We start from the raw sequence: 20857 nt of genomic DNA on the forward strand, positions 1-20857 counted from the left end.
AGAAGCCTCGAAGTTCCTACCGCTCACCTGAAATCGACACGATGGGTGAGCGGGCATGATGGACACGCAGACATTCCTCAGCCTCGGGCTGGTCCTGGTGTTCGTTCTGGTCGGCGGTGTCTTCGCGGCGACCGAGCTGGCGCTGGTGTCCTTGCGGGAGAGCCAGCTGGCCGCGCTGGAGCGTCAGGGGCCTCGCGGGGCCCGGGTGGCGGAGGTCGCCCGTGACCCCAACCGATTCCTGGCCGCGGTGCAGATCGGCGTGACCGTCGCGGGGTTCCTCTCCGCGGCCTACGGTGGCTCGGCGATCGCTCCCGACGTCGCGCCCTACCTCGAGCGTCTCGGTCTGGGCGAGACGCTCGCCGAGACCACGGCTCTCATCGTGCTCACCCTGTTCATCGCCTACCTCTCCCTGGTGCTGGGCGAGCTGGTGCCCAAGCGGCTCGCGCTGCAGAAGTCCGCCGGCATCTCGCTCGCCGTCGCGCCCATCCTGGACCGGTTCGCCAACGTGATGCGGCCGGTCATCTGGCTGCTCTCGATCTCGACCAACGCCGTGGTGCGCCTGCTCGGCGGCGATCCCAAGGCCGCGACCGAGCAGGTCTCGGAGGAGGAGCTGCGGGAGATGGTCTCCACGAACCAGGACCTCGAGGAGGAGGAGCGCCGGATCCTCCGTGACGTGTTCGCCACCACCGAGACGACCTTGCGGGAGGTGATGCGCCCACGCGGCGATGTCACCTTCCTGCCTGCCTCGATGCCGCTTCCCGCGGCCGCCGAGAAGGTGCGCGACCTGCCCTACTCCCGCTACCCGGTGACCGGGAAGGGCTTCGACGACATCCTCGGGTTCCTGCACGTGCGCGACCTGCTCGGTGTGACCACGACCGATCAGCGCACGATCCGGGACGTGTGCCGTCCGGTGCTGGCGCTGCCGGGGACCAAGCGGGTCATCCCGTCGGTCGCCACGATGCGCCAGGGCGGCACCCATCTGGCGATGGTGGTGGACGAGTACGGCGGCACCGACGGCATCGTGACCCTCGAGGATCTCGTCGAGGAGATGATCGGCGACATCCGTGACGAGTACGACCACGGCGAGGCCCGCATCCGCGACCACGGCGACCTGTCCCGGTTCGACGGCGCGATGACGCTCGAGGACTTCGCGGGCACCACCGGCGTCGAGCTCGAGGACGGCGGCTACGAGACCGTCGCGGGCTACCTGATCTCCCGGCTGGGGCACATCCCGCAGGTCGGGGAGGTGCTGGCCGTCCCGGGCGGCACCTTGGAGGTGGCCGCCCGCAACGGCAACCGGATCACCGAGATCACGATGCACCCCGAGGCGTCACCTCCGTCACCTCCGTCACCTCCGGTACCGGAGTGAGGACGGTGCCGTCGGCGAGCCAGCGGTCGAGGTTGTCGAGGGTCAGCTGCTCCATGGCGGCACGAGTCTCGACGGTGCCGCTGGCCAGGTGGGGGAGGAGCACCACGTTGTCGAGGGTCATCAGGTCCGCGGGCACCGTGGGCTCATCGGTGTAGACGTCGAGCCCGGCTCCGGCGATCCCGCCGGTGAGCAGCAGGTCGACCAGGGCGTCCTGGTCGACCACGGAGCCACGCGCGATGTTGATCAGGTAGCCCTCGGGCCCGAGCGCCTCGAGCACCTGGCGGTCGACGAGGTGCTGCGTACCGCTGCCGCCGGAGGTGGCGACGACCAGGATGTCTACGTCGGCGGCGAGATGGGCCGGGGACACGGTGTAGGCGTACGGGGAGCCGGGGACCTCGCGGCGGGAGTGGTACGAGATCGGGCAGCCGAAGGCCTCGAAGCGGGTCGCGATCGCCTGGCCGATCCGGCCCAGGCCCACGATGCCGACCCGCTTGCCCGAGACCTTGCGGGTCAGTGGGTAGGTGCCGGCCTCGGGCCAGTCGCCGCGGCGTACGAACCGGTCGGCGTCGCTGAGGCGGCGCAGGGTGTCGATGGCGAGGCCGATCGCGGTGTCGGCCACGCAGTCGGTCAGGACGTCGGGGGTGTTGGAGATCAGTACCCGGCGTGCGGCGGCGGCCTCGACGTCGGTGGTGTCGTAGCCGACCCCGAAGTTGACGATGGCGCCGAGCGCGGGCAGCTGCGCCATCAGGTCAGCCGGTACGCCGGTGCGCCCGGTCGTCACCACGGCGCCGATCGATGGGCCGTGCTCGGCGAGGAACGCGGCCCGGGTCTCGCCGTCGGGCAGCACGAGGGCGTCATACCGCTCGGTGAGGGTGGCGGCCAGCGACGGCTTGAGCGGTCCGACCTGGAGGATGCGGCGGCTCACGGGTTTCTCCTGTCGGTCAGACGACGGTCTTGACGAGGGCGGTCAGCTCCGCCAGCTCCTGCTCGGTGAGGTCGGTCAGCGGGGGACGTACGGGACCGGCCGGGCGACCGGCGGCGGTCAGGCCGGCCTTGACGATGGAGACGCCGTAGCCGGCACCGCGGTCGCGGATCGCGATGTAGGGGACGACGAAGTCGCGGAGCCGGGCGAGCACCTTGTCGCGGTCGTGGTTGCGTACGGCCGTGTAGAACTCGACCGCCCAGCGCGGGGCGAAGTTGAAGATCGCCGAGGAGTAGGTGCTGGCGCCGAGCTCCAGGTAGGGCAGCGCGTAGGTCTCGGCGGTGGGCAGGCCGCCGATGTAGACCAGGCGGTCGCCGAGGCGGGCGTTCAACGTCGCCATCAGGTCGATGTCGCAGATGCCGTCCTTGAAGCCGATGAGGTTCGGGAAATCCTCGGCGAGGCGGAGGATCGTGTCGGCTTCGTAGCGGGCGTTGGCGCGGTGGTAGACGACCACGCCGAGCGAGGTGGCGGAGCAGACGCGGGCGACGTGCTCGTACAGGCCACGGCTCGACAGCTCGGTGAGGTAGGGCGGCAGCAGCAGGATGCCGTCGGCGCCGTCCGCCTCGGCGCGCTGCGCCATCGCGACGGCCTGGGAGGTCCCGTAGCCGGCCGCTCCCATCACGGGAGTGCCGTCCTTGACCTCCTCGACGGTCGCCTTGAGGACCCTGGACACCTCGTCGTGCGTCAGCGAGAAGAACTCGCCGGTGCCGCCGGCGGCGAACAGGCCGGCGACGTCGAAGCCGTTGAGGTGCTGCAGGTGCGCGCGGTAGGCCTCCTCGTCGAGGGCGAAGTCGGCGGTCGCGTGGGTCACTGGGAACGACAGCAGCCCGGTGCCGAGGGCGTCGCGGAGCTCGGTGGGGGTGTAGCGGCCCATGGGATCTCCTCAGGGGTTCGACGGCGTCGGATCCTGAGGCTAGGGAGCGGAAGCGATACGCGTCCAACATCGCAACGGCATCGCGCGATGCCCTCGCGGCATTGGCCAGTTGGGCCGTGGTCCAGTTGGGACAATCATCGAGCCGTTGACCGTCCCGCATGAAGGAGCAGCACCCATGGAGCCCGACGAGTTCGCCTCGATCCTCGACGCAGTCCGCGCGTTCATCCGCAAGGAGGTCGTCACCGCCGAGGACGAGATCGAGGAGACCGACCGGATCCCCGACCGGCTCCGGCAGCAGGCCGCAGCCATGGGGCTGTTCGGCTATGCCATCCCCGAGGAGTACGGCGGCCTCGGCTTCACCATGTCGGAGGAGGTCCGGCTGGCGATGGAGCTCGGCTGGACAACGCCGTCGTTTCGCTCGGTGTTCGGCACCAACAACGGCATCGCCGGTCAGGTGCTGGTCAACTGTGGCACCGATCGGCAGAAGCAGCAGTACCTGCCCCGGCTGGCCAGCGGTGAGCTGGTGGCCTCGTTCGCACTCACCGAGCCCGAGGCCGGCTCCGACCCGAGCGGCCTGCGCACCCGCGCGGTGCGTGAGGGCGACGAGTACGTCATCAGCGGGCAGAAGCGCTTCATCACCAACGCGAACTGGGCCGATCTGCTCATGGTCTTCGCCCGCACCGGTGACCTCAGCGAGGGCGCGAAGAACATCTCGGTGTTCGTGGTGCCGACCGACACCCCCGGCGTCACCGTCGGTCCGCGAGACCACAAGATGGGCCAGCGCGGCACCTCGACCTCCGAGATCTTCCTCGACGGTGTCCGGGTGCCCGCCGAGAACCTGGTCGGCGAGGTCGAGGGCGAGGGCTTCTCCGCGGCGATGCGCTCGCTGGCCAAGGGCCGCCTGCACATCGCGGCGCTGACCGTCGGCCTGGCCGACCGGCTGATCGAGGAGAGCCTCCGTCACGCCACGACCAACGGTCAGGGTGGCCAGAAGCTGGCCGGGTTCCAGCTGATCCAGGCGATGCTCGCCGAGAGCCGGACCGAGGCGTACGCCGGTCGCGCGATGGTGCTCGAGGCCGCCCGCAGCTGGGACGACGGCAGCGACCGCCGGATGGCACCGTCGCTGTGCAAGCTGTTCTGCACCGAGGCGGTCGACCGGATCGCCGACCGGGCGGTCCAGATCCACGGTGGCCTCGGCTACATGCGCGAGGTGCCGGTGGAGCGGTTCTACCGGGACGCGCGGCTGTTCAGGCTCTACGAGGGCACCAGCGAGATCCAGAAGCTGATCATCGCCAAGCAGATGGTGAAGGAGTTCCAGGGCTGAGTCAGCGAGGGAGATTGTCCGCCCGGCGGATCCGCGCGAGGCTACAGGTATGACGTCACCGCTGGTCCGGGTCCATTCGCTGACGACGCGCATCGAGGCGCCGGTCGAGGAGGTCTTCGAGTGGCATCGGCGCCCCGGTGCGATCCACCGGCTGATGCCGCCGTGGATGCCGGGTGAGGCGCGGGAGGAGGCGACCGACCTGGCCGACGGCACCGCGGTGATCTCGCTCGGTCGTGGCGTGGACTGGGTGGCTCGTCACGACCCGGCCGCCTACGAGGCGCCGCACCTGTTCACCGACCGGCTCGCCTCGCTGCGGCCGCTGTCGTGGACCCACCGGCACGAGTTCGCCGCCGACGGCGCCGCGACGCTGGTCACCGACCGGATCGAGACGAACGTGCTCGGGCGGATGGTGGACCGGATGCTCGCCTACCGCCACGCCCAGCTGGGCGCCGACCTCGCAGCCCACCACCGGACGTACGCCGCGGGCAGATCTCTCACCATCGCGGTGACCGGATCGAGCGGGACCGTCGGGCAAGCGCTGGTGCCGTTCCTGACCACGGGTGGCCATCGGGTGATCAGGCTGGTCAGAGGCACCCCGAAGGGTCCAGACGAGCGCCGCTGGGATCCCTCGGCGCCGGCGCCGGACCTGCTCGAGGGTGTCGACGCGATCGTCCATCTCGCGGGGGCGTCCATCGCCGGCCGCTTCACCGCGGCGCACAAGGCGGCGATCCGCGACTCCCGGATCGAGCCGACCCGACGGCTCGCGGAGGCGGCGGCACGCAGCGGCGTACGCACCTTCGTCGGTGCCTCCGCGATCGGGATCTACGGTGCGGACAGGGGAGCCGAGATGCTCACGGAGTCCTCGGCGCGAGGCACCGGCTTCCTCGCCGACGTGGTCGCCGACTGGGAGTCGGCCGGCCGGGTCGACGGGCCGCGGACCGTCGCGGTGAGGACCGGGATCGTCCAGACACCGGCCGGGGGAGCGTTGCGGCTCCAGCGGCCGCTCTTCGCCGCCGGACTGGGCGGCCGGCTCGGGAGCGGCGAGCAGTGGCTGAGCTGGATCGGCATCGACGACCTCGTCGACATCTACCACCGCGCGCTCCTCGACGATTCGCTGACCGGCCCGGTCAACGCGGTCGCGCCCGAGCCGGTCACCGGCCGGGACTACGCGCAGACCCTTGCCCACGTGCTCCGGCGCCCTGCGCTCTTGCCCACCCCGGCCCTCGGCCCGCGGCTACTGCTGGGCAAGGAGGGGGCCGAGGAGATGGCGCTGGCGAGTCAGCGGGTCCTGCCGGAAGCCCTCATGCCCCACACGTTCCGCCATCCCGACCTGGAGGGGGCGCTGCGCCATGTGGTCGGCCGCTGAGATGAGGATCTGCCAGAGCGTCAGTGCCGAAGAGATCGGCTCCGAAGAGCCGGCCTCCTTCGGTCACGGCGTCCTGACCCGCCGTCACCCCGAATTGATCGCGAAGGTGCGATCAGGAATCCCGTATCGGCCGTCGGTCCAGGACAACCTCGACCGGCTTGACGAGGTGGCCCAGAACGTCCTACCTCCCTTCACCGAGCCCTCCGTCTTGGAAACACACGAACCCGGCTGGCGCACCGACGGGACTCACGCCGTGATCCAGACGCGCCTCTGATGCTCACCTCAGCGGGCCGCAGCCCTCCGACGCTGCGGCCCCTTGTCATCTGTGCTGATCGTCGAGTGCGAGTTCGACACCAGGTCGTCACGGGTACGGCGCTGACGCGTTCCGGACCCGCTCGCCGGCCACGAGTTCCGCCACCACAGGTTGGAGGCGGCACTGAGTCACGTACTCGGTCGTTGAGGGTCAGGCCTCGCCGGTGAGCAACAGTTCCTCGGCCACGGCCGCTCCGTCGGCCGGGCCTCGGCGGCCATTGGTCATGGTGCCCGCGCCACCGTGGTGGACGACGGCTGCGACACGGCCGAAATGCCGGTCAGCCCGGGACCACCGGGAGGACGATGCGGGAGGGCCGGGCGGGGTCGTGGCAGACCTGCTGGCGGGCCACTCGGGCGGTGGTCGCGCTCTCCTCGGGTTCACCCGTGTTGAGGTTGCGGTCCCAGCGGGGGAAGTTGCTCGAGGTGATCTGGACCCGTATGCGATGCCCTGCCCGGAAGACGATGCTGGTCGACCACAGGTCCACGACGTGCTCGGCAGGCTCACCCGGTGACGCTGCCCGTACCCGCACGATGCCGTCGGTGACATTGCGGGAGACGCCATGCTCGTCGACGTCGCACAGGCGGGCGAGCCAGTCGGTCGAGGTCCCGTCGGTGGCGGCGAAGAGCACGGCCTTGACCCGGCCGGTCACCTCGACGTCCTCGGTGAGCGGTTCGGTGGTGAAGACGAGGACGTCCTCGCGCGCCTCAACGGCCGCCTGGTCGAGCGGACCGGAACGGAAGTCGTCGGTCAGCAACAGGGCTCCGCCGACTGTGGGTACCGGGTCCATCGGGTCGTAGACGAACTCCTCGGGCGGCTCGGCGACAGGTGGCGGCTCCCGCGTCAGACGCCCGTCCGCGCGCAGATGGAAGTCCGTGTCCACGGCCCGCGACAGGGGCCATTCCGTCTCCTCGCGCCACTGGTTGACGCCCATGACGAACAGCAGCACCTTGCCGGTGTCCGGCTCCAGTGGCTCCCCGTCGCCGATCGTGCGCTCGTACCAGTCGAGCTGGAGGCCGTGCAGGGGTCCGCGCATGCCCATGAAGGCGGAGTTCGCGCCGAACCCGAAGTTGACGTCGCCGATGACGTGCTGCTGGTTGGCGTGACTCCACGGCCCCATGATCAGCGTGGCGGTCCGGCCGGCGCGGCGCATGGCGGTGAAGTTGTCGAGCGTGCCCTGGGTGAAGATGTCGTACCAGCCGCCGACCTGGAAGGTCGGCAGGTCCACCTCGTCGTGCCGGCCCTCGACCCGGCAGGTCCGCGCCCACTCGGGCTCCCGCCGGGACCGCTCATAGCCCAGCTCGGGAAGATCGTGCCGGACGAACGCGGGGAAGAGCCCGGCGGGCAGTTCGCCGTAGCCGCCGTCGGCCAGGCCGTCGAGATCCTGCACGAGCCTGCCGAGGCTGCCGACGAGCGTGGCGGGGTCGGTGCTGTGCCGGCGCATCATCGCGTCGGCGCCCATCAGGAGGGTCCAGTTGGCGGTGATGCCGAGCTCAATCGCGCCGCCGCGCGTCCACAGCCCGTCGTCCGGGTCGGACCACGAGACCATCGGCGCGATCGCCTTGAGCTGCGGCGGCTTGGACAGCGCCGCCATCCACTGCGTGTGGCCGAAGTAGCTCGCGCCGATCATGCCGACGGAGCCGTTCGCGCCGGGAAGGGCGGCAGCCCACCGTACGGTGTCGTATCCGTCGCTCTCCTCGTGCGTCCACGGGTCCCACTCACCCTCGGAGGCGAACCGGCCACGGGTGTCCTGGATGACCACCATGAAGCCACGCCGAGCCGCCGCCAGGGGATCGAGGAGACCGATCGCGAGGGGCATCTGCTTCCCATACGGCAGCCTGCTCAGCAGGACCGGCCACGGTCCGCTGCCGCCGGGCCGGTAGACATCCGCGCGCAGCACCGTGCCGTCACGCATCTCCGCGGGTACGTCGAACTCGACCTGGATCTCCGCCACGTGCTGCTCCTTTGCCTGCCCCGACGTCTTCTTCAGGACATAGTGAATCAGGCCATACCCCCCGCGGCACCCCCGATCGGGGGGTGGTCGAGGCGGATCTGCGTGGTGAAACCGATCGGTCTTTTCTGGGGGGTGTAAGCCGGACGATGGTCGACATGCTGCTCGAACAAGGGCACCCGGTGCGCGCGTTGGTACGACAGGACGACGAACGCGCCCACTCGCTCCGCCACGCCGGGGACGAGGTCTTCGTCGGGGACATGCTCACCATCGCCGACGTGGCCGCCGCGCTGAAGGTGTCCGGCGCATCTACTTCAGCATGGGCCTGTTCATGACCTTCGACGACATGACCGCGCCGGAGGGCGAGCGGCGCGCGCGGCTCGGCGGACTCGTCGCCAACTGGTCGCCGCCGCAGCGGGCTCACTGGGTCGCCGAGCAGGTGCTGGAATGGTCCGGCGTCCCGACCGTCAACATCCAGGCGGCCTTCTTCGTCGAGAACCCCATCATGACCTGGCTGGCCCTCGGTTCACTGGCCGACGGTGAGCTGCGCCTGCCCTTCGGCGACCACCGCTTCGCGCCCATCGCCGGATATGACGTCGCGGAACTGTGCGCGAAGATCCTGGTTGACCCGGCGCCGCATATCTCGAAGTCGTACGCGCTCACCGGTCCGGAGATGAAGGACGGGCACGGGTTCGCGGAGGACTTCGCGGCCGTGCTGGGAAGCCCGGTCACCTACGTTCCCGAAGACATCGAAACCTGGAACAAGACCTACGCGGACACCCACATGGCCGCGTATCCGCACATCGCAGAGCACCTGAAGACCCTGAACCGGATCATCGGCCGCGGAGGGTACGGCGGCATCACCGACGAGCTGGAAACCCTGCTCGGACGCCCTCCGAAGACCGTGCGGTGGGCCCTGGAGAACCACCCGCGCATCCGGAAGATGGCGGCTGCCTGAGCCGCTGCGTTGATCATCGTGAGGTGCGTGGACAAACGAAGAGCCAACCAGGCGCACATCGACGAGGCCGCCGATGTCGAGCCGCCGGCCTCGCTGATCTGGCGCGTCGGCCTGACCGGCACCTAGGCACCGCCGCAGCCGGTCAGCTGGTCAGGAGCGCGGTCCTGGTGAGGCTCTCGGAGATCTCCCACAGCCGGGCGGCGTCCTCGCCACTGGCTAGGGGCGGTAGAGCGCCTGCTCGGCGGGGGCGCCACCGAGGTGCCCGGGGGCGCTGGGGCCGTAGAGCCGGCCGCCGGTCGCATCGGGCGAGGTGGCGGCCAGCAGTGCGGGAAGGGCGGCGGTCTCGGGGGTGCCCAGGAGGATCCCCGCGGGCGGAGAGCCAGCGGATCATGCGTACGGGGAGGGTGTCGGTCGTGCGGCCGATCTCGGGTCGCGCGGCCAGCAGGTTGGTCGGGGCGACGCCGGGGTGGGAGAGGTTGCTGGTGATGCCCCAGGCGTTGGCCCGGCTTCGCCGATCCAGGTCCAGCCCGAAGAGGCCGACGGCGATCTTGGACTGGCCGTAAGCCAACATGGCCTCGTAGCCCTGCTCCCAGTTGGGATCCCCTCAGTTGACCGCGCCGCGCCTCGCGGCGACGCTGACCTGGGAGGTCACCCGGGCCTGCCCGGCTCGCAGCAGCGGCAGGATCCGGGCGACCAGGGCGAAGTGGCCGAGATGGTTGGTGCCGAGCTGGAGCTCGAACCTGTCGGCGGTCGTCTGCCGCGCCGGCGGCGTCATCACGTCGGCGTTGTTGATCATCACGTGGAACGGCTGGTCCTCGCCCAGCAGCGTCTCGGAGAGCGCCGCCACCGACGACAGCGAGGACAGGTCGAGGTCGCGCAGCGAGATCCGGGCCTCCGGGACGTGTCCGCGGATCGTGGCCAGCGCCTTCTCGCCCTTGCGGGCGTTGCGTACGGGCATCAAGACCTCGGCGCCGGCCGCCGCCAGTCGCGTGGCCATCACCAGGCCCATGCCGTTGCTGGCTCCGGTGACGAGGGCTCGCTTGCCGGACAGGTCGGGGATCGTGATGTCGATGGGTCGACGTGGCATCGGTCTGCTCCTGGAGAGAGGATCTCGGGTCGGATCCATCCTCGGTCGGCCGCCAGGATCTATCCAGGGTCTGCCGATCCCAGCCTGCGACGGCAGCGCATGGGTGCGGCTCGCGGCGGGTACGTCGACAGGGTGAGCAAACGGGATCGCGACGTGGTGCGGCGCCTGCTGGACGCCGGCGGCGCGACGTACGCCGAAGAGGCCGGCATCCGGCTCCGGGACAAGCCGTCCCCGCTGTATCGGCTCCTCGTTCTGGCGATGCTCTCCTCGATCCGGATCTCGACCGACATCGCGGTCGCCGCCGCGCGGGAGCTGTCGGGCGCCGGATGGCGTACGCCGCAACGGCTGCTCGACTCCACCTGGCAGCAGCGGGTGGACGCTCTCGGCCGGGCCCACTACCGCCGCTACGACGAGAGCACCGCGACCAAGCTCGCCGAGCAGGCGCGGTGGCTGCTGGAGACCTGCCGCGGTGACCTCCGCCGACTCCGCCCGACCTCTTGCGACGACGCCGAGACCCTGATCGACGCGCTCACCGAGTCGCCCCGCATCGGCCCGGTGGGTGCCCGGATCTTCTGCCGGGAGGTGCAGGACGTGTGGCCCGAGCTGTTGCCCTTCCTCGACGGCCCGCTCCTCGAGCAGGCGCGCGACATCGGCCTGCCCGGGGACCCGGACGAGCTCGCCTCGCTGGCCCCCGACGGACGCTGTGCCCCGCTCGCCGCAGCCCTCACCAGAGCGCGTCACGGGCTTCCCGGTCTCGAGGAGAGCTGAGGCTCTTCCCGCCGCGCAGGGTGAACCCGCTTAGGATCACCGCATGGTCAACGGGGAGTCGAAGAACGCGCCGAGCATGGCAGATGTCGCGGCGCTGGCCGGGGTCTCCCACCAGACCGTGTCCCGGGTGGTCAACGGCTCCGACGCCGTCCGCGGCGACACCCGTGAGCGGGTGCAGGCCGCGATCGACGAGCTGGGTTACCGGCGCAACAAGTCGGCACGGGCGCTGGTGACCCGGCGGTCGGGGCGGCTGGGCCTGCTCTACACCCAACCGCACCTCTACGGTCCGGGCACGCTGGCCGCCTCGGTGCACCAGGCCGGTCAGCGGGCCGGCTACGACATCATCCTGAGCCCGGTGCCGTACCCGGAGGCGACTGCGGCTGAGCGGGCGATCGAGGCGCTCCTCGACGATGCGGTCGAGGCAGTACTGCTCGGCGTCTCGCATCAGTCGTTCGAGGATCTGGTCGCCCAGCTCTCGACGCAGGTGGAGGTCGTGATGATTCACAGCGACCCGCCCGCCGGGGTGCGCTCGGTGGGGATCGACCAGCACGCCGGCGCCGTGCTGGCCACCGAATACTTGCTGGGTCTCGGTCATCGCAACATCGCCCATGTGGCCGGCCCGGTCGGCTGGATCGACGCCCGGCAGCGCCGGGAGGGGTGGCTCGCCGCGCTCCGGGATGGCGGCGCGGAGCCGGGGCCCGAGATCTTCGGGGACTGGTCGAGCAGGAGCGGCTACGAGGCCGGCGCCGTGATCGCCCGGGACGCCTCGGTCACCGCCGTCTTCGCGGCCAACGACTCGATGGCGCTCGGCGTGATCCGGGCGCTGCACGAGGCGGGCCGCCGGGTCCCTCAGGACGTGAGCGTCGTGGGCTTCGACGACGTCCCGGACGCGGCGTACCTGTGGCCGCCGCTGACCACCGTCCGGCAGGACTTCGCATCGCTGGGCGAGCTCGCGGTCGAGGTGGCCACGGAGGCCATCGCCGAGGGAACCGTCGAGGTCCCGCCGCTGATCGCTCCGGAGCTGGTCGTCCGGGACTCGGCCGCGCCGAACCCGCCCGCGTAACCGCGAGGGTCAATCGGGTCCACGGGAACACAGGGGTAATCCGCCGGCAATATGTTAGCGTTCACATCGCCTCGAACCCCCATCCCGAGCCGTCGGGCAGAAACGGAGCCGTGATGACGCAGCGAGCAGGCCTGCTGCCTGACCTCGAAGAGACCTCGCTCGGCATCGAGCTGGGCTCCACCAACATCAAGGCGTGCCTGATCGGGCCCGACCACGCGCCCCTCGCCACCGGCTCCCACCTGTGGGAGAACGAGCTCGTCGACGGTCTGTGGACCTACTCGCTCGAGGCGGTCTGGGCGGGCGTGCAGGGCGCCCTCGCCGCCCTCGGCGACGAGGTCGAGCGCCGCTACGGCACCCGGCCGACGACCTTCGGGTCGATCGGGGTCTCGGCGATGATGCACGGCTACCTCGCTTTCGACGAGGCCGGCGAGCTGCTGGTGCCCTTCCGCACCTGGCGCAACACCAACACCGCCGTCGCCGCCGCCGAGCTGTCGGAGACCCTCGGCGCCAACATCCCGCTGCGCTGGTCGGTCGCCCACCTCTACCAGGCGATCCTCGACGACGAGCCCCACCTGCCGCGGATCGCCTCGCTGACCACCCTCGCGGGCTACGTCCACCGGGAGCTGACCGGCGAGCACGTGCTCGGCGTCGGCGACGCCTCCGGCGTGTTTCCCATCGACCCGGCCACCGGCACCTACGACCAGCGGATGCTGGAGCAGGTCGGCCACCTGGCCGCCGCCAAGCGTCCCGGCCTGCGGGTCGAAGGGCTGCTCCCGCAGGTCCTCCCGGCGGGCGCCGACGCCGGTCGGCTCACCCCTGCGGGCGCCGCGCTGCTCGATCCCACCGGGCTGCTCCGGCCCGGCATCCCGCTGTGCCCGCCCGAGGGCGACGCCGGCACCGGGATGGTCGCCACCAACTCGGTCGCCAAGCGCACCGGCAACGTCAGTGCGGGCACCTCGATCTTCGCGATGGTCGTGCTCGAGGCGCCGCTGGCCACGGTCCACCACGCCATCGACATCGTCACCACCCCGGCCGGTGACCCGGTCGCGATGGTGCACTGCAACAACGGTGCCAGCGAGCTCGACGCCTGGGCCGGGGTCTTCGGCGAGTTCGCCGCCGCCCTCGGACACCCCTGCGAGCCCGACGCGGTCTTCGGCGCGCTGCTCGGTGCCGCCCTGAACGGCTCGCCCGACGGTGGCGGGCTGGTGGCCTACAACTACCTGGCCGGCGAGCCGATCGCCGGCCTCGACGAGGGCCGTCCGCTCTTCGTACGCACCCCCGGCAGCCGCCTCGACCTCGCCGGGTTCGCACGTGCCCAGGTCTACGGCGTCTTCGGCACCCTCGCCCTCGGCATGCGTGTGCTCGCCGACCAGGGTGTGGAGATCGACGCGATGTTCGCCCACGGCGGCCTGTTCCGCACCGCGGGCGTCGCCCAGCGGCTGCTCGCCGCGGCGATCGGCGCCCCGGTCGCCGTCGGCCGCACCGCCGGCGAAGGCGGCGCGTGGGGGATCGCGGTGCTGGCTGCGTACGCCCGGGCGGCCGCGGCCGAGGGCGACCTCAGCCTGAGCGCCTATCTCGCCGAGCGCGTCTTCGGCGACATCGACCTCGAGGTCGTCGAGCCGGACGCCGCCGACCTCGCCGGGTTCCGGACCTACCTCGAACGCTACGAGGCCGGCCTCGACATCGAGCGCGCCGCCGTGGCCTCGCTCGCACCCACCGCAGACAACGCACGAGCCGCAGAAGAAGGAGACCAGTGATGACGGGCATCCCCGCCGCTCTTCGCACCGCCGTCGACGCCGCCAAGGAGCGCGTCGCCGCCCTGCACGCCGAGCTGCCCCGGTGGGAGCTGGTCGTGTGGACCGCCGGGAACGTCTCCGAGCGGGTCAGCAACCCCGACGGCGAGGATCTGCTGGTCATCAAGCCCTCCGGCGTCGCCTACGAGGAGATCACCGCCGAGGCGATGGTCGTGTGCGACCTGGCCGGCAACCTCGTCGAGGGCGAGCGGTCGCCGTCCTCGGACACGGCCGCCCACGCGTACGTCTACGCCAACATGCCCGAGGTCGGGGGAGTGGTCCACACCCACTCCACCTACGCCACCGCCTGGGCCGCCCGCGGGGAGGAGATCCCCTGCGTGCTCACGATGATGGCCGACGAGTTCGGCGGACCGGTCCCGGTCGGCCCGTTCGCGATCATCGGTGACGACTCGATCGGGCGCAGCATCGTGGAGACGCTGCGCGAGTCGCGCAGCCCAGCGGTGCTGATGCGGAACCACGGTCCGTTCACCATCGGAAAGGACGGCCGCTCCGCGGTCAAGGCCGCGGTGATGTGCGAGGAGGTCGCCCGCACCGTGCACATCGCGCGCCAGCTCGGCCAGCCGCAGCCGATCGACCAGGGCCACATCGACTCGCTCTACGACCGCTACCAGAACGTCTACGGCCAGCACTGAGCTGCGCCCTCGAACCTCACCAAGCACTGGAAGGACCCCACATGAGCAAGCCAACAGCGCCGAAACCCTATGGCGACCGCGAGGTCTGGTTCTTCACCGGCAGCCAGGACCTCTACGGCGAGGAGACCCTTCGCCAGGTGGCCGAGCAGTCCCAGGAGGTCGCTCGCGCCCTCGACGCCTCCTCCGACGTTCCGGCGAAGGTCGTGTGGAAGCCCGTCCTGAAGGACTCCGCGTCCATCCGCCGCGCGATGCTCGAGGCGAACTCCGACGACAACGTCCTCGGCGTGATCACCTGGATGCACACCTTCAGCCCGGCCAAGATGTGGATCGCCGGCCTGGACGCGCTCCAGAAGCCGCTCCTGCACCTGCACACTCAGGCCAACGTCGAACTCCCTTGGTCGGAGATCGACATGGACTTCATGAACCTCAACCAGGCCGCCCACGGCGACCGTGAGTACGCCTACATCGCCACCCGCCTCGGCGTCGCCCGAACCACCGTCGTAGGTCACGTCTCCAACCCCGCGGTCACCCGCCGTGTCGGCACCTGGATCCGCGGTGCCGCCGGCTGGGCCGCGACCCACGGGCTCAACCTGGTCCGCTTCGGCGACAACATGCGCAACGTCGCGGTCACCGAGGGTGACAAGACCGAGGCCGAGCTGCGCTTCGGTGTCTCGGTCAACACCTGGGGCGTCAACGACCTGGTCGCGGCCGTCGAGGCCGTCGACGAGGCCGCCGTGGACGCGCTCGTCACCGAGTACGAGGATCTCTACGACGTGGCGCCCGAACTCCGCAAGGACGGCGAGCGTCACGAATCGCTGCGCTACGCCGCCCGCCAGGAGATCGCCATGGAGGCGTTCCTGGTCGAGCGCGACGCGATGGCCTTCACCACCAACTTCGAGGACCTCGGCGGCCTGCGCCAGCTCCCCGGCATCGCGGTGCAGCGGCTGATGAGCAAGGGGTATGGCTTCGGCGCCGAGGGAGACTGGAAGACCGCCGTCCTGGTGCGGGCCGCGAAGGTGATGGGGGAGGGCCTGCCCGGCGGTGCCTCACTGATGGAGGACTACACCTACGACCTCACCCCCGGCTCGGAGGTGATCCTCGGTGCGCACATGCTCGAGATCTGCCCCTCGCTCACCACCTCGAAGCCGAAGGTCGAGATCCACCCGCTCGGGATCGGCGACCGCGAGGACCCGGTCCGGATGGTCTTCGACGCCGACGCTCGCGAGGGCGCCGTCGTCGTCTCGCTCGCCGACATGCGTGATCGCTTCCGGATGACCGCCAACGTGGTCGACGTGGTCCCGCCGACCCAGGCGCTGCCGAAGCTGCCCGTCGCCCGGGCGGTCTGGGCCCCGCGCCCCGACTTCACCACCTCGGCCGAGGCCTGGCTGACCGCCGGCGGCGCGCACCACACGGTGATGTCGACCGCCGCCGGGATCGAGGCCTTCGAGGTCTTCGCCGACATCGCCCGCACGGAGCTGCTGGTCATCGACGAGTCCACCACCCGCCGCGGCTTCGCCGACCAGGTGCGCTGGAACCAGGTGTTCTACCGGGTCGCCCAGGGGCTGTAGACACGCCGTCGGTTGGGGCTACTGCGTTCAGACTCCGAGGGGGAGCGAGCGAGTTGAGACCAACAGGGTCCTCTCGAGCGGCGAGACGACCGTGTTGGTCTCGATACGGATTCGTTCGTTCCTCACGAACCCGGCTCGACCAGCGGCCGCGTCAGGACACCACCTTCCGGGGGTTCATGACCCCGTCGGGGTCGATCGCCTGCTTGACGGCTCGCAGGAGGTCGACCTCGACCCCCGTCTTGTACGCCGCAGCGGCATCCAGCTTGAGCGCACCGATCCCGTGCTCGGCGGAGATGCTGCCACCGAGCGCGGTGACGGCGTCGTAGACGATCCGGGTCAGGGCGGGCGCCTCCCGCCTCAGCGCCGCATCGTCGCCGACGGGCGCGGAGATGTTGTAGTGCAGGTTGCCGTCCCCGACGTGCCCGTACGTCACCAGCCGTAGCCCCGGTAGCGCGGCGAGCAGCGCAGGCCCGACCTCGGCGACGAACCGGGACAGGACTGTGATCGGCAGGGTGACGTCGTGCTTGAGGGTCGCGCCCTCGCTCTTCTGTGCCTCGGAGACCCCTTCGCGCAGCGCCCACAGGGACTCGCGCTGAGCGGCGCTGCCGGCGAGGACCGCGTCGAGGAGCAGCCCCTGGTCGGCAGCGGCCCCGAGGGCCGACTCGAGCCGTTCGTCGACGTCGGCGGAGGTGCCGGCGAGCTCGACGAGGCCGTACCAGGCGTGCCGGTCCGGGAACGGGTCGCGGGCGCCCGGCAGGTGGGCCAGGACGAGGTCGACGGCCTGGCGGCCGAGCAGCTCCCAGGTGGTCAGCTGCCCGCCGGCGTGCTCGCGGAGCAGCGGAAGCAGTGCGGTGGCAGCCGAGACCGACTCGAGCGCCACGAACGCGGTCGCCCGACGGGGCGTCGCCGGCAGCAGGCGCAGCACCGCCGCGGTGACCACGCCGAGCGTGCCCTCCGAGCCGATGAACAGCTGCTTGAGGTCGTAGCCGGTGTTGTCCTTGCGCAGTGGCCGCAGCCCGTCCCAGACCCGGCCGTCGGGGAGCACGACCTCCAGGCCCAGCACCAGCTCGCGCATCATCCCGTAGCGCAGCACCGCGGTGCCGCCGGCGTTGGTCGCGATCGTGCCGCCGATGGTGCACGAGCCCTCCGAGCCGAGGGAGAGCGGGAACAGCCGCCCGGCGGCTGCGGCGGCCCCCTGGACGGTGGCGAGGGGCGTGCCTGCCTCGACGGTGAGGGTGTCGGCGACTGCATCGACTTCCCGTACGCGGCGCATCCGGCCGAGCGAGAGCACGATCTGGTCGCCGCCGGAGTCGGGGACGCCGCCGCCGACGAGACCGGTGTTGCCGCCCTGGGGGACGACCCCGACGCCCGCCGCCGCGCACAGCCGGACCGCGGTGGCGACCTCGCCTGTCGAGGCCGGGCGCACCACGGCGAGGGCGGTGCCGGTGAAGCTGCCGGTCCAGTCGGTGACGTACGCCGCCATGTCGGCTGGATCGGTCAGCACGGTGCTGTCGCCGAGGGCGGCGCGCAGGCTGGATACGAGGCGGGTCATGCGGACCGCAGCCGGACGTGCTCGGGGCCGATCGCGGCGATGTCGGGGGTGCCGAGCAGGCACATCGCCCGCCGCAGCTCCTCGACCAGCAGGGTCAGGCCGGCGTCGACCCCCTGTCGGCCGGCGACCATGAGGCCGTAGAGGTAGGGCCGCCCGATCATCACGCCACGGGCGCCGAGGCCGAGGGCGGCCGCGATGTCGCCACCGGAGCGCACGCCGGAGTCGAGATACACCTCGGTCCGGTTGCCCACCGCGTCGACCACCGCAGGCAGCAGCTCCAGCGGCACCGGCGCGCGGTCGAGCTGGCGGCCGCCGTGGTTGGAGAGCACCAGTGCGTCGGCCCCCGCGTCCACGCAGGCCACCGCGTCGGCGACCGAGAGCACGCCCTTGGCCACCACCGGGCCGTCCCAGTGCTCCTTGAGCCAGCCGATGTCTGCGGGCCGGATCGCCTGCTCGCGCAGCTCGTTGGACATGCCCCAGCGGCCGTGGTGCGACCCCTCGGGGAACGTCGCGAACCGCAGCGGCTCGGTGGTCAGGATGTTGGCGACCCAGCCGGGGTGGCGCGCCATGTCGGCGAACGTACGCAGGCTCAGCTGGGGCGGAATCGCGAAGCCGTTGAGCTTGTCCTTGCGCTTCATCCCCGTCACGGTCGTGTCGATGGTCAGCATGAGCGCCTCGTAGCCCTGCGCGGCCGCCTCGGTGATGTGGTCGAGGGTCACCGCCCGGTCCTTCATCAGGTAGACCTGGAACCAGTTGCGCCCCTGTGGGGCGGCGCGCGCGACGTCGGTGATCGAGGTTGTCGCGTAGGTCGAGAGCGTGTAGGGCAGCCCGGCCGCGGCGGCTGCCGCGGCGACCGCCCGCTCCCCGGTGTGGTGACTGAGCCGGGTGTATCCGGTCGGTGCCAGGACGATGGGTGCCGACGCGGGCCGCCCGAGGATCGACGTACGCACCTCGGGCTCGCCGACCTGGCCGAAGGCCGTGGGGCGCAGCTCCACGCGGTCGAAGGCGGCCCGGTTCCGGTGCATCGCGTGCTCGCCGTCCGAGCCGCCGTAGACGTAGTCCCAGACCGCCGTCGGCACTCGCTTCCGGGCGGCGCGCTCCAGGTCGTCGACGCTGAGACAGCGGGCGAGCCGCCGGTCGGCGGCCCGCCAGTGGAACGGGCGTGGCCGCAGGAAGGGCGCGAGATCGCGCCACCGGGGGAGCTGTCGGGCCGCCTGCCGGGCGACCTGAGAATCAGCGGGCACGCTCTGGACTCCTCCTCACTCATCGGATAAGTTCTGAACTTGTAATACAACTTAGCCCATCGAGGAGCACCCCGCCATGGCCGCCGACCGCATCAAGTCACTGAACCTCTCCCACGTCGTCCTCCCGCTCGACAACCCGGTCAGCGACGCCAAGGTGCTCACCGGGCGGCAGAAGCCGCTGACCGAGACCGTGCTGCTCTTCGTCGAGGTGACCACCGAGCAGGGCTTCGAGGGCATGGGCTTCAGCTACTCCAAGCGCGCCGGCGGTCCGGCGCAGTTCGCCCACCTCAAGGAGATCGCCCAGGTCGCGATCGGCCAGGATCCTTCCGACATCGCCAAGATCTACGAGTCGCTGATGTGGGCCGGCGCCTCGGTCGGCCGCAGCGGAGTGGCGACCCAGGCCGTGGCCGCTCTCGACGTGGCGCTCTACGACCTCAAGGCGCGCCGCGCCGGCCTGCCCCTGGCCAAGCTGCTCGGTGCCCACCGCGACTCCTGCCGCGTCTACAACACCTCCGGCGGCTTCCTCCAGGCGGGCGTCGAGGAGATCAAGGAGAAGGCGACCGCTTCGCTCGAGGCCGGCATCGGCGGCATCAAGATCAAGGTCGGCCAGCCCGACTGGGCCGAGGACCTGCGCCGGGTCGCCGCGGTCCGCGAGCACCTCGGTGACACGCCGCTCATGGTCGACGCCAACCAGCAGTGGGACCGTGCCCGTGCCCGCCGGATGTGCCGCGAGCTCGAGCAGTTCGACCTGATCTGGATCGAGGAGCCGCTCGACGCCTGGGACGCGGTCGGCCACGCCGATCTCTCGCGCGTCTTCGACACCCCGATCGCGACCGGCGAGATGCTGACCTCGGTGCCCGAGCACATGGCGCTGATCGACGCCGGCTACCGCGGCATCGTCCAGCCGGACGCGCCGCGCATCGGCGGCATCACCCCCTTCCTGAAGTTCGCCACCCTCGCCGCGCACGCCGGTCTCGCGCTCGCGCCGCACTACGCGATGGAGATCCACCTGCACCTGGCCGCGGCCTACCCGACCGAGCCGTGGGTCGAGCACTTCGAATGGCTCAACCCGCTCTTCGAGGAGCGCATCGACATCCACGACGGCCAGATGTGGGTGCCGGACCGCCCGGGTCTCGGCTTCACGCTCAGCGACCAGATGCGCAAGCTCACCGTGGAGAGCGTTAAGTTCACGGCATGAGCGAGCGCCAGCGAGCGACAATCAGGGTCAGGCCGTCGCGTCCGTATCCTTGCCTCTGTCCGACGGAGGCGACGGCATGACAGTTAGCGCCGGGCTCGCCGACCGCGTCGTCTCCGGGATCAAGGACCAGATCCTGGCCGGGGACCTCGCGCCGGGGGCGAAGCTGCCCTCGGAGTCCGATCTGGTCGCGACGTACGGGGTGTCGCGGACGGTGGCGCGCGAGGCGGTCACCCGCCTGCGTGCCGAGGGTCTGGTCGAGACCTTCCAGGGGCGTGGTTCCTTCGTGCTGGCGGTGCCGGCGCCGTCGCCGTTCGCGCTGGAGTCCTCCGCGATCCGTACGCAGCACGACGTGCTCGACATGGTCGACTTCCGGCTCGGGGTGGAGTGCGAGGCGGCGGCTCTGGCCGCCGCCCACCACGACGAGCAGAGTGCGCGCTCGATCGAGGAGGCGCTCTCCGCGCTGGCGACCGCGGGTCCCGACGGCGCGGTGGAGGCCGACTTCGCCTTCCACCGGGCGGTCGCCGCCGCGACCGGCAACCGCTTCTACCTCGACCTGATGGACTCGCTGGGTCCGATGATGATCATGCTGCCGCGCACCCGCCTCGGCGACGCCTACTCGCCCGGCGATGCGATCCACGTCGAGCGGGTGCAGCGCGAGCACGACAACATCGCCACGGCGATCCTCACCGGTGACGCCGACACCGCCCGGGCCGCGATGCGGGTGCATCTGGGCAGCACCCGCCGGCGCCTGCGCGAGTGACCCAGCGGCGTGGCTCAGCCGCAATGACACGTTGCCC

General features: G+C 71.0%; 19 protein-coding genes. 12 read left to right on the plus strand and 7 right to left on the minus strand.

Features of this window, described 5'->3' with window-relative positions; genetic code table 11:
• Positions 1-58 precede the first annotated feature (58 nt).
• Positions 59-1369 (plus strand): hemolysin family protein, encoded by a 1311-nt coding sequence (locus tag ABZZ22_RS07630; protein ID WP_354928763.1) that lies wholly within the window; start codon positions 59-61, stop codon positions 1367-1369.
• Here ABZZ22_RS07630 and ABZZ22_RS07635 read toward each other — a convergent pair.
• Both ABZZ22_RS07635 and kdgD read right to left on the minus strand, forming a co-directional pair.
• Positions 1311-2294, minus strand: a complete 984-nt coding sequence (locus tag ABZZ22_RS07635) for a 2-hydroxyacid dehydrogenase (RefSeq protein ID WP_354928765.1) — start codon at positions 2292-2294, stop codon at positions 1311-1313. The genes ABZZ22_RS07630 and ABZZ22_RS07635 overlap by 59 nt on opposite strands.
• 16 nt (positions 2295-2310) lie before the next feature.
• Positions 2311-3225, minus strand: a complete 915-nt coding sequence (gene kdgD, locus ABZZ22_RS07640) for a 5-dehydro-4-deoxyglucarate dehydratase (protein ID WP_354928768.1) — start codon at positions 3223-3225, stop codon at positions 2311-2313.
• Positions 3226-3400: 175 nt separating this feature from the next.
• Here kdgD and ABZZ22_RS07645 point away from each other — a divergent pair, with 175 nt between their 5' ends.
• Positions 3401-4549: an acyl-CoA dehydrogenase family protein gene (locus ABZZ22_RS07645; protein WP_354928771.1), complete on the plus strand. Its 1149-nt coding sequence runs from the start codon at positions 3401-3403 to the stop codon at positions 4547-4549.
• A gap of 49 nt (positions 4550-4598) precedes the next feature.
• The gene (locus tag ABZZ22_RS07650) at positions 4599-5915 is read left to right on the plus strand and encodes a TIGR01777 family oxidoreductase (RefSeq protein WP_354928773.1); all 1317 of its coding nucleotides are present in this window, start codon (positions 4599-4601) and stop codon (positions 5913-5915) included.
• Between the two features lie 590 nt (positions 5916-6505).
• On the opposite strand, the gene ABZZ22_RS07655 is transcribed toward ABZZ22_RS07650, so the two are convergent.
• Positions 6506-8179, minus strand: a complete 1674-nt coding sequence (locus tag ABZZ22_RS07655; protein ID WP_354928776.1) for a CocE/NonD family hydrolase — start codon at positions 8177-8179, stop codon at positions 6506-6508.
• Between the two features lie 83 nt (positions 8180-8262).
• On the opposite strand from ABZZ22_RS07655, the gene ABZZ22_RS07660 reads away from it, so the two are divergent.
• The gene (locus tag ABZZ22_RS07660) at positions 8263-8511 is read left to right on the plus strand and encodes an NAD(P)H-binding protein (protein ID WP_354928779.1); all 249 of its coding nucleotides are present in this window, start codon (positions 8263-8265) and stop codon (positions 8509-8511) included.
• Complete coding sequence (locus ABZZ22_RS07665; RefSeq protein ID WP_354928782.1) at positions 8508-9134, plus strand: hypothetical protein; 627 nt, start codon at positions 8508-8510, stop codon at positions 9132-9134. The genes ABZZ22_RS07660 and ABZZ22_RS07665 overlap by 4 nt, the downstream gene beginning before the upstream one ends.
• 142 nt (positions 9135-9276) lie before the next feature.
• Here the strand turns inward: ABZZ22_RS07665 and ABZZ22_RS07670 are convergent, their stop codons facing one another.
• Positions 9277-9705, minus strand: coding sequence for a hypothetical protein (locus tag ABZZ22_RS07670; protein ID WP_354928785.1), 429 nt, complete (start codon positions 9703-9705; stop codon positions 9277-9279).
• 33 nt (positions 9706-9738) lie between these two features.
• On the minus strand, positions 9739-10221 hold the full coding sequence (locus ABZZ22_RS07675) for an SDR family NAD(P)-dependent oxidoreductase (RefSeq protein ID WP_354928788.1): 483 nt from the start codon (positions 10219-10221) through the stop codon (positions 9739-9741).
• 132 nt (positions 10222-10353) lie between these two features.
• On the opposite strand from ABZZ22_RS07675, the gene ABZZ22_RS07680 reads away from it, so the two are divergent.
• The 5 genes from ABZZ22_RS07680 to araA all read left to right on the plus strand — a co-directional run bounded on the left by ABZZ22_RS07680 (position 10354) and on the right by araA (position 16066).
• Positions 10354-10989: an endonuclease gene (locus ABZZ22_RS07680; protein WP_354928791.1), complete on the plus strand. Its 636-nt coding sequence runs from the start codon at positions 10354-10356 to the stop codon at positions 10987-10989.
• Between the two features lie 43 nt (positions 10990-11032).
• Entirely contained in the window at positions 11033-12052 is a 1020-nt protein-coding gene (locus ABZZ22_RS07685; protein WP_354928794.1) for a LacI family DNA-binding transcriptional regulator, read from the plus strand.
• A gap of 113 nt (positions 12053-12165) precedes the next feature.
• Positions 12166-13809 (plus strand): FGGY-family carbohydrate kinase, encoded by a 1644-nt coding sequence (locus tag ABZZ22_RS07690; RefSeq protein WP_354928797.1) that lies wholly within the window; start codon positions 12166-12168, stop codon positions 13807-13809.
• On the plus strand, positions 13809-14498 hold the full coding sequence (locus ABZZ22_RS07695) for an L-ribulose-5-phosphate 4-epimerase (protein WP_354928800.1): 690 nt from the start codon (positions 13809-13811) through the stop codon (positions 14496-14498). The genes ABZZ22_RS07690 and ABZZ22_RS07695 overlap by 1 nt, the downstream gene beginning before the upstream one ends.
• 41 nt (positions 14499-14539) lie before the next feature.
• Positions 14540-16066: an L-arabinose isomerase gene (araA, locus tag ABZZ22_RS07700; protein WP_354928803.1), complete on the plus strand. Its 1527-nt coding sequence runs from the start codon at positions 14540-14542 to the stop codon at positions 16064-16066.
• 151 nt (positions 16067-16217) lie between these two features.
• Here araA and ABZZ22_RS07705 read toward each other — a convergent pair whose 3' ends face one another.
• Together ABZZ22_RS07705 and ABZZ22_RS07710 are read right to left on the minus strand one after the other, a co-directional pair.
• Complete coding sequence (locus ABZZ22_RS07705) at positions 16218-17618, minus strand: FAD-binding oxidoreductase (RefSeq protein ID WP_354928806.1); 1401 nt, start codon at positions 17616-17618, stop codon at positions 16218-16220.
• Positions 17615-18862 carry an alpha-hydroxy acid oxidase gene (locus tag ABZZ22_RS07710; protein ID WP_354928809.1) on the minus strand — a complete coding sequence of 416 codons (1248 nt, stop codon included), beginning with the start codon at positions 18860-18862 and terminating at the stop codon, positions 17615-17617. Before ABZZ22_RS07710 ends, ABZZ22_RS07705 begins: the two co-directional genes overlap by 4 nt.
• A 76-nt stretch (positions 18863-18938) precedes the next feature.
• On the opposite strand from ABZZ22_RS07710, the gene ABZZ22_RS07715 reads away from it, so the two are divergent.
• Positions 18939-20060, plus strand: a complete 1122-nt coding sequence (locus ABZZ22_RS07715) for a mandelate racemase/muconate lactonizing enzyme family protein (RefSeq protein ID WP_354928812.1) — start codon at positions 18939-18941, stop codon at positions 20058-20060.
• Positions 20061-20136: 76 nt separating this feature from the next.
• On the plus strand, positions 20137-20820 hold the full coding sequence (locus ABZZ22_RS07720; RefSeq protein ID WP_354928815.1) for a FadR/GntR family transcriptional regulator: 684 nt from the start codon (positions 20137-20139) through the stop codon (positions 20818-20820).
• The last annotated feature ends 37 nt before the right edge of the window (positions 20821-20857 follow it).

It is taken from the genome of Nocardioides sp. NPDC006273 (assembly GCF_040613495.1).
GTDB lineage: Bacteria > Actinomycetota > Actinomycetes > Propionibacteriales > Nocardioidaceae > Nocardioides.